Origin of the sequence: Niallia sp. NCCP-28 (assembly GCF_023168165.1) — a bacterium.
GTDB lineage: Bacteria > Bacillota > Bacilli > Bacillales > Cytobacillaceae > Niallia.
The window spans coordinates 181514-196272 of the sequence record NZ_BQYJ01000001.1; the positions used below are offsets into that span (position 1 = coordinate 181514).

Consider the following 14759-nt stretch of genomic DNA (forward strand, 5'->3'; position numbering starts at 1 on the left):
CTAGCTATCCATTATTCATCTATTTTTTTGCAGCATTTCCCCACCAATAAACAACATAGATTTTCTATCATTATAGTCTGCTAATTGCTGTTTTTATTGACCGTATTATAAAGTAATATTTTCTGCCTTATAGGCAGTATTTTTTTCTAAATAAGACACCCAATTTGTAGAGTTCTCATATACTTCCGCGATATTTAAGATTTTTCCATCATCATACGGCTTGCCGATTAATTGGAAGCCAACTGGCATTTTTTCTTCTGTAAAACCACATGGAACACTAATAACAGGAAATCCCAGTAAATTTCCGAGAGGAGTCCGACCTAATGTAAAAATATTATTCAATGATTCTTCTGGAAAAATGCTGCCAATATCAAAAGGAGGGGTTGTATTTGTTGGTGTAAAAAGAACATCGATCTCCTGCTGAGCCATTTTCTTTAATATATGTTCTATAAAACATTTCCGGGTGTTTCTAGCTCTGATATATTGTGTAGCAGGAACGCTATGCCCTAAGCTCAGACGATAGGCAGTATCTTTTCCATATAATTCAGGTTTTTTTGCAAAATTCTCCTCGTGGAACGTATAAGCCTCTGACTTGGAAATTATTTTTTGTGCTGCAATCGCTTCTTCCAAATCTTCGAGTTTAATAGCAACCATTTCTGCTCCTAATTCCTTTAATCTCAGCATTGCCGCATCCACCACATTTTTCATTTCATGATTCATATTTTCAAAAAAGTACTCTTCACATATCCCTATTCTAACTCCATGCAAATCCGTAATTTCCGTATCTAAATCAATAAGATTGACAGTTTCCGGATCAGCCATGATTCGCAGCATGCTGCGACTATCAGCTACTGTTCTTGTCATTGGGCCGATGTGATCAAGTGTCCAACTTAATGGTGTGCATCCCTCTGTATGGACTAGATTATACGTTGGCTTTAAACCAACAATGCCACAAAGTGCAGCCGGCAGGCGAATAGACCCGCCTGTATCTGTTCCAACCGCTCCAAATGCTGTCCCTGTTGCAACTGCAACAGCGGAACCGCCGCTAGAGCCACCCGGTATTTTTTTGATATTCCACGGATTTCGAGTAGGGCCATAATGAGGATTTTCTGTAGTAGCTCCCATTGCAAACTCATGAAGATTGGTTTTGCCGATGATAATCGCTCCAGCAGCCTTTAGTTGTTCGATTACTTTTGCATCCCGCTCTGCAATAAAATGTTCAAACACCTTTGAACCAGATGTTGTAACGCTGCCCTTCGTTTCAAAAATATCTTTAATCGCAATTGGTATACCATGAAGAGAACTGCGAATATTGCCTTCTGCCAATTCTTTTTCCATTAAAGCTGCTTGCTCTAAAGCTTCCTCTTTTAATACCATAATATATGCATTAAGAGTTGGTTCAAGCTCTTCAATTCTCTCTAAAAGTTGGTTTGTTAATTCTACTGGTGAGATTTCTTTTCTTTGCAATAAGCCAGAAATGGTCTGCATGTCATTAAAAAATAATTCTTTCATCATAATCTCCTCCCGTTCAAATCACATTCCTTTTTCGATATACTTCTCCCAAATCCCCTTGCAGAGTCAAAATAGAGCTTAATAATTTTTTGGTCATCTCATGTTTAGGATGTTTAAACAACTCCATTGTGGAAGATGTTTCAATTACTTCTCCTTTTGATAAAACAGCCACTCTATCACAAAAATAAGCAACTAAATCTAGGTTATGGGCAATAAATAAATAGGTTAAGTTAAATTCTTTTTGCAACTCCATCAATAAATTAATAATTTGTGCTTTAACTGAAACATCTAGTGCAGATACTGGTTCATCAAGAACGAGGAATTTTGGCTTCAAAATCAACGCCCGTGCAATTCCTGCCCGCTGCCGCTGCCCACCGGATAGTTCATGGGGGTAACGGTCATAAAAATCCGCTCTTAAACCAACTACTTCTAACATATGGAGAGTTTCCTTGCGAATTAATTGGCTATCTAGAGTATCCCCAAATTTCAGCAGGGACTGAGCAATTTGAGAACCGATTGTTTTGCGTGGATTAAAAGCTGAGCCGGAATCCTGAAAAACAATTTGAATATCCTTTCGCAAGGCAGCCATCTCTTTTTTTGATAAATCCATTAACGATTGTCCATTATAGCTAATAGATCCCCTTGTTGGATCAATCAACCTTAACATCATTCGTCCAACGGTTGTTTTGCCTGATCCAGATTCACCGATTAACCCAAACGTTTCTCCCTTATAGATGGAGAAACTCACATCCTTGACGGCTGTCACTTTTTTAGCGGGAAGGAATATACCTTTTTTTCCTCCATAGACCTTTTGCAATCCTTTTACTTCAATTAAAGTATTGTCCTTCATCTTTAATGGCTCCTTTCAGTCAGCACACAGCGCACTGAATGGTTTGATTTATAACGATTTTGTTTTTTTAATGATGGTTTCGTTACATGGCACTCATCCTTTGCCAAATGACAGCGACTGGAAAAACGGCATCCCTGTGGTAATTCTAAAAGATTAGGCAATTCCCCCTTAATCTGGAATAATGGTTTTTTATGAACTCCTTCCCTAAATATCCAATCCATATCAGGGATACATTTTAATAAACTTTGCGTATAAGGATGCTCGGGATGATCAATGATATCGCCAACTTCCCCGTATTCAACAATCTGTCCAGCATACATGACCGCTACCTTATGTGCCATCCGAGCAACAACGCCAAAATCATGTGTAATAATTAAAATGGCTGTACCAAACTCGCGATTTATCTTGGTAAATAAGTCTAATACCTGTAATTGTACGGTGGGATCTAAAGCAGATGTCGGTTCGTCCGCAATAATTAAATCCGGATCACAGGCCAGTGACATCGCAATAACCACACGCTGCCGCAAGCCGCCACTTAATTGATGTGGATAAGACTGAAAAATCCGCTCTGGATCATCAATTCCCATTTGCTTTAAAAGCGATAATGCCTTTTCCTTCGCTTGTGCCTTCGTTTTATTCGTTTTTTCCACTATTATTTCGACAATCTGTTTGCCAACCCGATAAGAGGGATCCAATGAAGTCATTGCATTTTGTGCTACAAGAGAAATTCTTCTTCCTCTTATTTCCCGCATTTTATTTTCATTGAGGGCAATAACGTCATTTCCGGCTACTTTTATTGAACCTTTGTATTCTTCTATCAGATTTTTAGGCAATAATTTCAAAATAGAATTAATAGTCATTGATTTTCCTGACCCAGACTCCCCAACAATTGCCATGATTTCGCCTTTTTCCACAGTAAAATTAACATCCTCTAAAACGGTAAGAATACCATCCGCTGTTTTTATTTTCGTGGACAGATTTTCGATATTAAGTAAAACACTTTCTTCTTTTAGTGAAGCAGCCATTTTCATCTAACCACCCTTTCCTTTTGCCTGTATAAAAACTTCCATCCCTCAACCTTCTTTAGCTGTTTGCCCTAAACTGACTCCTGCCGTCTTCTCTGCTTTCAGTTTCTTCTTAGCTTTCATTTTTGATTGTTCATATGGATCTAAGGCATTTCTTAATCCATCGCCAATCATGCTGAAGGCAAAGGATAAAATTAAAATAGCAATTCCTGGAATAAAGGTAACGTAAGGATATCCTTGCATTAATACTTTGCTGCCATCACTCGCCATTCTGCCCCAGTCAGCTGTCGGCGGCTGAACACCAAGCCCAATAAAACTTAAGCCAGCTACTGTGACAATGGTTACACCAGCAAGTGTTGTCGCATATGCAATCAAACTTGGCAATACATTAGGAAGAATTTGTTTAAACATAGTTTCCAAATCTCCTATTCCAAAAGCTTTGGCTGCTTCTACATATTCCTTCTGACTTTCTTGCAGAACATCTGTATAAACAACTCTTGTCATATAAGGGATGCGGACAATAATCATCGCAATAATGACATTAAGCAGTCCCGGCCCTAAAATAGCAGCAATTGCAATAGCCAATAAGACAGCTGGGAAAGCAAAAAAGATATCCATTAATCTCATAATCAAGCTCCCAATAAAACCTTGATAGTATCCGGCTATAATGCCAAGAGCAATACTGACAACAGCTGCAATAATAACGGGAACAACTGCGGAAATTAAAGAGGTTTGCGTTCCAAAAATAATTCGGCTTAAAATATCTCTTCCTTGCTGATCTGTTCCTAGAATATGTCCATCTGTTCCTGGAGGAAGCAATCGAGTGCTTCCTTCTGCTACTGTATTTGGATCATATGGTGCAACAAAGTTCGCAAAAATTGCTAGAAACACTGCTAATAGAATAATAACCGCCCCTATTGCAGCCATTTTATCGCTAAAAAAAGCTTTACATGAGAGTTTCCACTTCTCAGCCATATTTTCACCCCTATTCTGCTTTTATAGAATCTTGCAATTTTGGACTTAACCAAACATTTAATAAATCGACGACTAAATTAACTAGAACAAAGGTTAAGGAAATTAAGAGAATGCCTGCTTGAACAGTAGGATAATCATTGGAAGTTACAGCTGTGTAAAGCTGTTGTCCGATGCCAGGCCAGTTAAACACAACTTCACTAAACAAAGCACCACCCATAATGTAACCAACTTGCAGTCCAGAAATATTGATAATTGGCGGAAGCGAATTCCGCATCACATGAACGAGGTTTATTTTTGTGTTGGAAAGACCAAACGAATGGAAATATTTAACGTAATCTTTTTGAAGCACATCAAGAACGGTGCTTCTTGTTAGTCTAGCAATCACAGCGAGAGAAACGGTTGCTGTTGCAAAGGCCGGTAAAACTAAGTGATGCAGCAAATCTGCAATTCCGCCAGGATTTCTCATATTATACATTCCGCTAACTGGAAACATTTGTAATCTGATAGCAAATAGCCACATAAGCATTAAAGCAATCCAAAACACTGGCATACTAGCGCCAATTAAAGCAGCTCCCATGCTTACTTTATCAAGGATGCTATCTTTTTTTAATGCACTGACAAGCCCTAAAATAACTCCTAATGTAATACATATTAGTAGACTGGCCACTGTTAAAATCAAACTGTTCACAAATCTCGGCAGAAGTTCATCAATAATTGGTTTATGAAGCGTATAAGAATAGCCTAAATCCCCCTTAAGCAGATCCATCATCCATAACCCGTATTGTGTCAAAAGTGGTTCATTCAATCCCATCTCATCTCGCAAAGCTTTCACTGCCCCTGGTGTTGCATCACTACCGAGAATAGATTTTGCAGGATCTCCCGGTATCATTTGGATTAATAAAAAAACAATAATCGTAACCCCAAAAAGTACAGGGATAGTTGATAAGATTCTTTTCAGTATATATCTCAGCAACTAAGCTCGCCTCCTAGCCGACTTATTATAATTGGTTGGGCAAAACCCGAGAAAACAAATTGGAGATATGCATTCTGCGGGTTTTGCCCTTGCTAATAGATCAGGTGCTTTTTAAACTAATTATTCTTCAATATAAACAGGTGCCAATGTGTACCATTCTTCTGATGGTATAACAAAGCCTTTCACACGTGAATTAATCACATACGGTGCTGAATCATTAACAATCGGAGCAAACGCTGCATCCTCCATAATCATTGATTCTGCCTGTTTCCATAATTCTAATGCTTTATTTTCCTCTACAGAGGTAGAAGCTTTATCTAGAATCTCATCTAATTTTGTATTCACATATTTGCCAGAGTTAAAGCCACCTGGTGCTACAAATTCAGAGTGAGCCACCATAGACAGAAAATATGGAGATGTACGTCCAGATGACATTTGATTCATCCCAACATTTGGTTTCATTCCATTGCTGTAAGCAGAATAATAAGTAATCCATTCCTGTGTATCTAAAGTAACATCTATGCCAATTTCCGCTAAATCCCTTTGAATCCATTCAGCCATATCGACTGGAATTAATTGTCCTGAACCATCAACAGATGTTTGCAACGTTGTTTTAAATCCATCTTCCAAACCAGCTTCTTTTAGTAGTTGTTTTGCTTTCTCTGGATTGTATTCATACCATTTTTTCTCAGGATCATAGTTTACTGCACCAGGTGATTGAATCGTGTAAGCTGGCGTTACAGTTCCCTTCAATAGTTCATTGGCAATTCCTTCTCTATTAATGGCATAGTTAATTGCTTGTCTTACTTTCTGATTCTTCATATTTTCATTATCAAAATTAAATGTTAAATACCAAACATGTGGAGGTGTACCAGAAACAACCTTAAATCCTTGATCTTTCAAGTTTTCAATAGAGTCAGGAGACGGAACAGCAATCATATCGACCTCATCATTTTGAAGCGCCAATACCCTTGCTGCTGGGTCTGATAATGGTCGGAAAATAACTTTATCTAACTTCGCCTTCTCTCCCCAATAGTCTTCATTTTTTACAAGAGTAATATGTTTGCCTCTTTCTCTGCTATCGAACTTAAATGGACCTGTTCCAACTGGATTTTCCCCCATACTATCATTGCCATTCTTTTTAATTGCATCAGGACTGACAATTTGCAGTGAATTGATTTGTGCCAGCATTCTCGGAAATTCTGAGAATGGGGAAGTTAGATGGATATTAATTGTTTTATCATCTACTACTTCGCTGCTTTCAAAAAATTTCCAAGTTCTAAAAGTGCGGCCTGCGCTTAATTTATCATAATATTCAAAATTTTTATCTGTTAACCTTTTAATATTAAAATCTACTGCTTCCGCATTAAAATCTGAGCCATCATGGAATTTAACGCCTTCTCTCAAATGGAAGGTATATGTTTTGCCATCTTTGGAGACTTCCCAACTTTTTGCTAATACGGGTATTAACTCTGGCACTGCTGATTCTTCTGATGATTTGCTTAAATCTTCCCCAATTAGAGGTTCAAACATTTGATTCGTAATTCGCATCGTTACCCATCCGCCTGCACGGTGCGGGTCTAGAACATCTGCTTCTGACTCCATCCCGATAATTAATTCGCCGCCGCCGGAACTTTTTTTGCTACTATTGGTGGATGATCCTGAATTAACATTACACGCCGTTAAAATAAGGACGAAACTCAATAAGATAGATAGTATCAAACTCTTCTTTTTCATTTTTTTCCTCCTATTAAATAAAAAATTGCTTATATTATTATAGATAAGTAAATTTATCAAGCTTCGTTTTCAAGGTGAAGTTATGATGCTGGTGTCTATCCTGCAGATGAAGTTGCCTTAGTGTTGCACTTCTAAGATGAGGGTTTTATTCAGTTATAGAGAAGATGTTTTTGTTTCATGTAGATGATTGGCTAACCCATTTAAATCGATTTTATAGACAAGACGGGGGCGTCCCTTTTGATTCATTGATTCTTTCCCAATAATTTTGGCAACATTTTGTTGATGCAGACTTTTTAAGATTCTAGCGGCATGCCTTTCGCTTGTACTCATTCCTAAGCTTATTTCTCTTGTTGTCACTTCACTTTTTTGCATCATCAAAAGCCATGAGTAAAATTTTCTAAGAGTCAATGAATGTTGATTATCCACTTCACTGCTCGCTAGTGTATAGTCAATAGACTTGGTTGTTCCTAACGGACCATAAATCCTTTTCTGTTCGTCAATTAAAAAGCAGCTTCCTTTTTCTTTTCTGATGGAAAACTCTAAGGCATTGCTTGCATTGTAGACAGCATCTTGAACGGTTTTTCCTATGCCAATGCCAAGATTCACCTGAAAAGATGTCATTTTGTTGAACTCATGGAGAAAAGAAAAATCTTGTCTTTTAGATGTCGCTTTTTCAAAAACTCCTTTTGTTGTATAAAGGGTAATCATGCCGTCTTTGATTTGATTGGTACTAGAAAATAATGTTCTTCCAAGTTTAAGAATTTTATCGATGATAATCTGATTCAGCTGTTTATAGTAAACGTCTTTTTTTTCTTTCTCATAAAGAATTTGAAATTTCAAAACGATGATTTGCCTTTCTTCTTTTCTTTGCTTATCCTCTCTAAGAAGTATCTTTTGCAAGGTATCTCGAATTTTAGCTTTCGTGTGTTTAATTAAAAACACTGATGATCCTGCTTCCTGCAATTGTTCATAAACTGAATTTAATGTAGTAGCAACAACCTCTGCTTTTCCTTCTTTCAGCAAATTCGAATGATAGTTTGTTAACCTTTCACTATCCATTCCTTCTTCTAATGTTTGTAAATAATAAGGAATACGGGTGATTTTCATTTCATGATAAATCTCATTTAACTCTTGTCCATCAACGATATCAAAACTGATTTTCGGGTAGTAATGATAGTGTTCATATACTTGCAATAATAGCCTATAAATATCTGTACCTTCAAAAGGAATGTAAGCAGCTTTGCTGTGGGCAGGAACACTGTTTTTCCCCGACATATAAGGCGTAGGGCCAGAAAAAAGGAAAATATCCTCTTGTTCCTGATGCTGTTTCACTAACTCTGCTGATTCTTCCGCTTTTTGATAAATCAGCGGAAGAATCACTACTTCATTAAATTCAGAAGCTATCTCACAAATATCTGCCACTAATGGTTCAGGGCCAACTACTGCTATACGAAATTTAATAAGCATCTCCCTCTCTTGTCTTTAATATGTCTTTAATTATCTTATGAGGCTTATTATATTCTGAAAATTCATAGTTTTCAACACACGCGTAAGGAAATCTCACATACATTTTTCACAAAATAGATAATGCTCCTTGATTCTTGTCTCTTTATAGGAATAACATATACATTAAAACCAATATCTTCTCAAATTTTGCAGGAACTATGTGCTTTCCCAACTCTTCAACGTTATATATGTGTTATAAAATGCAACATGTTAAAAAACTCATTTTTGTTGCTTTATAGAAGTTGATAGTGTACTCAAAATAGCGACTCTGTTACATTCAAATATTACAATCTGCTAGAGGCTATTAATATATTTCCTTATTCTCAAGCTTTAACATGCCTAAATATTAGTATCATATAGCCAATACAAAAAGCGCTTCTGTTTTCTACAGAAACGCGCACCGCTAATGGAAGAGAATAACTTCCTGACTATCAGTTTGAAAGTATCAGCTTTCTTAACTCCGTTGTCATTTTGAGAGAATTAAGATAAACGGAGTCATCAGTAATATACATGAATGTGCTCTTTTCATTTTCCTTTCCCAACCATAAATGAATTCCGTGTGTAGGCAGCTCTCCTTCTTTTGCTTTATATTCGACCATTACATCATACTCTGGCTCGTCTATATCAACTTTCCCAGGCTGTTTAACAGCAGTTGTAATTGCCTTTTCAAAAATATCTATGGATTTCTTATCTTTGAAAGATAGAATGAAATCTTCATTCATCCTTCCAAAACCTTTTGATTTTGAAACTTTGATTTCTGAAATTTTTTCATCTAATAGAACCATTCTTTCTGTTTGTTTTAATTGACATGCTACCATAGCCATTGCAACAAATAAAATGAATAATGTTGAAAATACAGCCTTCAAGCTGCCTCCCCTCCTCTCTCATCAAATTATGCCCTTTAAAAGTGAACATGTTTGCCCATGCCACTTAATAAGACGATTTATATATTCTATCGTTGTCAGTATCAATCACAAAATCAACCACTATGTCTTCATTATAATGGGCAATTTGGTAAAAGCGGTTAATTCGGCAAAAAGCAGCTGGAAATTCTAACATATCGCAAGTATTAGCTTTAGCATTTATATACATATTTGTAAGCTCAAGTTTGGAACACCTTTTCCCTTTTATTAATACTTGGTGATAATATCCGTCAATTGCCACTATCAATGTCATGATGATGGAGTGCTAATTAATCTGTATAGCTTAGATTTTTTTGCAAAACTCCATTAATAACCTTTGGTAATACTTTGCTTAAAAAACTTCGTATAATGATAGCCTTATAAAAACTAAAGTGTGTTGAACTATAAATTTTATAATCATATTCAGGAGATATCCTGAAATCCAATTTCCGTCATACCATAAAAAAAATAGCAACAGGAAAGAAAAAACTGCCAATACACAGAAGAAATGCAGATTGATTTATTAAATACATGGCAGCTTCAAAAGTGATCCATCTGATGCTCCCCTGCCTTGCATAAGGTTAACAGCTTATCCTTTTTTCATTAATTCAATTTTATTTTAATTCACCATTTTCCATTAGTTGTATACAAACTTAAACGGGACAAGAATATCTATATCCTGTGGGGAAAATCTATTCCTGTTACGACTTCAAGTCCTAATGATCCATATAAAATAAGAGTTTTATTTAAATTTCGGTTTAGTTTTCTAGATACATTAAGAAATTTCCTATAAAAATATTCACTGTACAAATGCTTAACATCTAACTACATCCTTATTTTTCTTCAATAAATTCTATCATTTAGTAGCAGAACCAAATACTAGAGAGAACTCTTGTTATTTAAATGGTTACCTATTACTTATTCCATATTTTGCTTCTATTATAACAAAGAATGCATCCTTCCTTCTGCTATTTCCTGACATGCATATTCTTAAAGTAAGGCAACATTTGTATGGACAATGCTGTAAAACTAACATTTAAGAAAAAGCGATCATTCCATCAAAACATAAAAATCTCATCATATTGTCATGAAATTAGTAAACTTCTGAAACACAATTGCAATAATAGCTTGATATAATTTTCATATGACAAACAAAGGAGTTTTAAATGTGAAAAAATCCTTCATAACAATTTCCGTATCTATTATGCTAGCACTTGGAATCAGCAGCGGGGCATCAGCTGCTTCAAATACATATACCGTAAAAAAAGGAGATTCCCTTTCCAAAATTGCAAAAAACTATCATATTACTGTCAGTCAATTAAAGCAATGGAATAACCTTTCATCCGATCTCATTAAAGTAAAACAAGTATTAAAAGTTAAAAAAACTAGCACAACTAGTAAATCTAGCAAAACTGCAAAGAAAACAAAAGAGATTACAGTAAATGCTTCTGCCTACACATTATTCAAAGGTTCTACTGGTATCACAGCAACCGGTATAAATTTAAAGAAAAATCCTAATCAAAAGGTTATATCTGTTGATCCGAAAGTAATTAAGTTAGGCTCTAAAGTCTATGTCCCTGGTTATGGCTATGCGGTAGCAGGAGATACTGGTGGCGCCATAAAAGGCAAAAAAATTGATGTGTTTATGCCTTCTAAAACATCCGCATTGCAATGGGGCAGAAAAAATATAAAAATAAAAATTATAAACTAGACAACTAAATTGCAAAAAACGAAAGCAATGCATATCGATATTTTATCGGCACATATTGCTTTTATTTTTTTGCAGTAAAAACGCTTCGATTCCAACCTAATAATGCCTGCTATCCATTGAGCCTTTCTTCTAGATATATCTGCAACAAATTTCTTTTTTTTTCAAAGTTTTGATATCTTATATAAAGTTATGCGGATCTTAAAAAATTTATATTGTAAAAAAATCAAAAAAGAAAATTGCAGCATTTCGGTTTGACACTTTGGAATATTTTTTCCTTTCCTCTTACTACATAACTTAAAGTTCCAGCAATGTTCATGCAATATATATTAAAATCCGCTGTCAAACTGTTTTCATCATCAGATAATTCAAGAAAATCCCTCTGGCAACCCCCTTGCATTTTATGTCCATCTTCATAAGGGGTGGTTTGTACAATATTTCCTTTATAAATACAAGCTGTTTTTTAATACCATTAAAATCCATATTGTTTTCTCCATTCCTTATTTCTTATTTTCTGTTGTATGAAATAAGCATTTTCCTGAACATTTCCCGTTTCTTTTTGCTATTTATTTTGATTCATATTCCCCATTTTCAACAGCAATTGTTTAAGCAAACCAGCATAGCATTATCCACTCTTTATATTACCAGGCATTTATCAACCAATTTTGCAGATATATTTACCCGATTAGGAATAGCATTAAAATCACAGCCAAATGAATGTGCTTCTTATGCAGCAATAAAGTGAAACTTCAATCAGTGAGGGTTTTCCACGTTCCCCACTGATGTTAGTGGAACCAATCAGGCTTTTATGGGCCAGTTTTCTACCCACCTAGATTTCTCGTCTTCTCTTATCATCTTGAGGTGTGGGTCAAAAGCTCGTTAATGCGTGATAAATAACATTTCTATATCCTTTTCCAAAAAACAATCTCAAAATGATATTTGTTTAATATCGATTTGAGATATATAATTATTTTAAGAAATCGCTTACATATTAAAACTAACTTTACTTCTTTTACATAGGGAGGAATTAACATGGACCAATTAGCAAGAGAAGACAAAGTGAAAGATTTATTAGAAAAACAAAAATTTAATCTACAAGAAATTGCCCAGATGACAGATCCTCAGATTGAATATTATCACTGGCTCTATTTTGAAGATTATGTATACGACTATATGTAATATAAAAATAATACTTATAAATTTTTGCAGGGAGGATGGGATGTCTTCCCCTTATTAACCAGCCTATTGCCCCCAATAGGCTGGTTAATTTTGTCTATATGCAAATATATTTATACAGATGCATATATTTTCCCGCAATTTTATCTATTGCAGGTGGATAAAAAGGTGCAACAGCTTTTCCTTTTTTTATCCATTGGCATTAATCCGTTGGGACAGAAATAACTTGATAAAAGGAGGTGTTTCGATTGCTAAAACTCTTCAAAAAACGGTGGGTTCTCTTTGATCAAGCAGTAAGGCCATATAAACCCTATGTTACGGTCGATCTCGGCATCACATCGATTTCACCAAAGAATATTATTGGATTAACTTTTCCAACTAAAAAAATAAAAAGTGATGCTAAACTGACAGATTTACGTAAATCCGTTGAATTAAAAGGGTGGAATGACAGGTCTCCTGCTGATCTGCATTTATTTCTCCTTCCTAACGGAAAGTATACTGTCGCAACAGGTGGGAATCATCGTTCTTACCTATCCAATAAATTAGAAATACCAAAAATTCAAGCAATGGTATCTATTCTAATCCCCGAAAAGTACATGACAGAAAACATTCAATCTCAAATGAAGTATTATGCTGACAAAGAAGAGGTGTATAAAAAAGAAGCTCTTGATCTCCAAAAATTCTTGGAAAAACAAGGAAACAGACGCAAAAATTATTCAAAAGAGGAAAAGCTCTATAGTGACTACTGTAAGTTAGCTGAAGAGATGAAGCATAAAAAAAATAATCTTCTTCTTTCATTAGCCAAGTTCCTTAATTTGTTGCCAAAAGAAGCGGCAGATTAATCTGCCGCTTCAGACTGTAGACAAAATTCTTAGAATGGGAATTTATCTACAGCTTTTTTTTATTTTAAGCTCTTTTAATTTTAAATGTTGATCTCCGCTCCAATCAACCTGGCATCAAAGTCAACAATAGCATTTAACACAGCCTTACTTCAAAAAATAGTAGATACTTTTTTGGAAGTAACAACATGCATTCTATCCGAAGAAATCAACTAGAATAGAAAAAAACAAAAAGTATACTAATCCATCTACTATAAATAAGGTTAAAAAGATGGAGGAAAAAGAAACTGACCGGGGAAAGAAAGACCACGCACTTTTTCTAAAAATAGCACTAAACATTTAGAAGACGAAATACAATTCTAAAACGCTCTTAAATATGAAAAAAATGGAAAATCAATGAATATCATGCTTTTTGAAGTTTCCACCCTTAACTTCTGATACATCGTATATTGCGACAAAGGCTTTTGGGTCAATTTCTTGAATGATTTCTTTCATTTTGCTTTCTTCCAAACGGTTAATGACACAAGTGATTTCCTTGAATTCTTCATTGGAGTAACCGCCAAGTGCTAGTGTATACGTTGCTCCACGACCTAATCTATCACGTATAGTTTCAACCATTAATTCAGGTTGAGTGGTAATAATTTTAAAAGTTTTCGAACCACTTAAACCTTCTTCCACAATATGTATTACTTTAGATGCGATAAAGTAAGCAATACCTGATAAAATGGCCCCTTGAAGACCAAATACAGTTGATACTACAATAAAAACAAACAAATTCAAAAATAAAATTAAATCACTGGTTCCAAAAGGTAATTTTCGAGAAAGTAATACAGCTAACATATCAATTCCATCTAATGCACCACCATTACGTAAGGCTAATCCCATCCCAAAACCAAGAATAACACCACCAACAACGGTTACCAATAATGTATCACCTTCAATTATCGTTGGAACATGATGCATTAGGATAGTTCCAATTGAAAGGGATACAATACCGATGATTGAATATATAGCAAAGCTTTTCCCAATTTGTTTGTAGCCTAAATATACGAAAGGGATATTCAGGATGGCAATAAAAATACTTAATGGCAATCCAAAAAGTTGTGAACCAACAATGCTTAGTCCTGTCACTCCCCCATCGGATACATTATTTGGGATTAATACTGACTCTAAACCATATGCTGCGAGAAGTCCCCCAATAATAATCAATAGTGCCCGTGAAACCATCATAAGTTTGCTGCGTTTTTGCTTTGTCATTGTACTCACTTTATTTCCCTCTTTTCAAATTATTCAAATAACCTGCGACTTTCATTTAAGTTCTTTTAGGACAGACTATGGTCTATTTTAACACAGTTGTTCACTAACATAATAAAGCATCACTCGAAATATCTTAAAAAACAATAAAATAAATGTCCCCTTTTTTTATCTTTTATGTATTCTAACCGCATTAAACCAGCACTGAATGGTTTTCGACAACTGGCCAATTCCCTTATCTATATTACCTGTTTTAAAACTTTTTTTGAAATATGTCTCAATTTCAATCCTTATCCTTTTTT

The 14759-nt window shown here is 35.3% G+C and carries 13 protein-coding genes; 3 read left to right on the forward strand and 10 right to left on the reverse strand.

The features are described from left to right. Window positions 1–105 precede the first annotated feature (105 nt). The 8 genes from NCCP28_RS00865 to NCCP28_RS00900 form a co-directional block, all read right to left on the reverse strand. Entirely contained in the window at window positions 106–1515 is a 1410-nt protein-coding gene (locus tag NCCP28_RS00865) for an amidase (RefSeq protein ID WP_248559530.1), read from the reverse strand. 13 nt (window positions 1516–1528) lie between these two features. After that, window positions 1529–2362, reverse strand: a complete 834-nt coding sequence (locus NCCP28_RS00870) for an ATP-binding cassette domain-containing protein (protein WP_248559531.1) — start codon at window positions 2360–2362, stop codon at window positions 1529–1531. Between the two features lie 2 nt (window positions 2363–2364). Then, window positions 2365–3393 (reverse strand): ABC transporter ATP-binding protein, encoded by a 1029-nt coding sequence (locus tag NCCP28_RS00875; RefSeq protein ID WP_248559532.1) that lies wholly within the window; start codon window positions 3391–3393, stop codon window positions 2365–2367. 42 nt (window positions 3394–3435) lie between these two features. Continuing rightward, window positions 3436–4362: an ABC transporter permease gene (locus tag NCCP28_RS00880; RefSeq protein ID WP_248559533.1), complete on the reverse strand. Its 927-nt coding sequence runs from the start codon at window positions 4360–4362 to the stop codon at window positions 3436–3438. Window positions 4363–4372: 10 nt separating this feature from the next. Next, the gene (locus NCCP28_RS00885) at window positions 4373–5335 is read right to left on the reverse strand and encodes an ABC transporter permease (RefSeq protein WP_248559534.1); all 963 of its coding nucleotides are present in this window, start codon (window positions 5333–5335) and stop codon (window positions 4373–4375) included. 120 nt (window positions 5336–5455) lie between these two features. Beyond that, complete coding sequence (locus tag NCCP28_RS00890; protein WP_248559535.1) at window positions 5456–7072, reverse strand: ABC transporter substrate-binding protein; 1617 nt, start codon at window positions 7070–7072, stop codon at window positions 5456–5458. 153 nt (window positions 7073–7225) lie between these two features. Further along, window positions 7226–8539, reverse strand: coding sequence for a hypothetical protein (locus tag NCCP28_RS00895; RefSeq protein ID WP_248559536.1), 1314 nt, complete (start codon window positions 8537–8539; stop codon window positions 7226–7228). Window positions 8540–9009: 470 nt separating this feature from the next. Then, the gene (locus NCCP28_RS00900; RefSeq protein WP_248559537.1) at window positions 9010–9444 is read right to left on the reverse strand and encodes a YhfM domain-containing protein; all 435 of its coding nucleotides are present in this window, start codon (window positions 9442–9444) and stop codon (window positions 9010–9012) included. A gap of 1204 nt (window positions 9445–10648) precedes the next feature. Between NCCP28_RS00900 and NCCP28_RS00905 the strand changes: the two genes are divergently transcribed. Beyond that, window positions 10649–11191: a 3D domain-containing protein gene (locus tag NCCP28_RS00905; RefSeq protein ID WP_248559538.1), complete on the forward strand. Its 543-nt coding sequence runs from the start codon at window positions 10649–10651 to the stop codon at window positions 11189–11191. 223 nt (window positions 11192–11414) lie between these two features. Here NCCP28_RS00905 and NCCP28_RS23760 read toward each other — a convergent pair whose 3' ends face one another. Then, window positions 11415–11639, reverse strand: a complete 225-nt coding sequence (locus NCCP28_RS23760) for a YxiJ family protein (protein WP_375709365.1) — start codon at window positions 11637–11639, stop codon at window positions 11415–11417. Between the two features lie 581 nt (window positions 11640–12220). On the opposite strand from NCCP28_RS23760, the gene NCCP28_RS00910 reads away from it, so the two are divergent. Continuing rightward, complete coding sequence (locus tag NCCP28_RS00910) at window positions 12221–12367, forward strand: BH0509 family protein (RefSeq protein WP_248559539.1); 147 nt, start codon at window positions 12221–12223, stop codon at window positions 12365–12367. A gap of 245 nt (window positions 12368–12612) precedes the next feature. Next, window positions 12613–13206: a hypothetical protein gene (locus tag NCCP28_RS00915; RefSeq protein WP_248559540.1), complete on the forward strand. Its 594-nt coding sequence runs from the start codon at window positions 12613–12615 to the stop codon at window positions 13204–13206. A 390-nt stretch (window positions 13207–13596) separates the two neighbouring features. Here the strand turns inward: NCCP28_RS00915 and NCCP28_RS00920 are convergent, their stop codons facing one another. Further along, window positions 13597–14460: a YitT family protein gene (locus NCCP28_RS00920; RefSeq protein ID WP_248560256.1), complete on the reverse strand. Its 864-nt coding sequence runs from the start codon at window positions 14458–14460 to the stop codon at window positions 13597–13599. Between the last annotated feature and the right edge of the window lie 299 nt (window positions 14461–14759).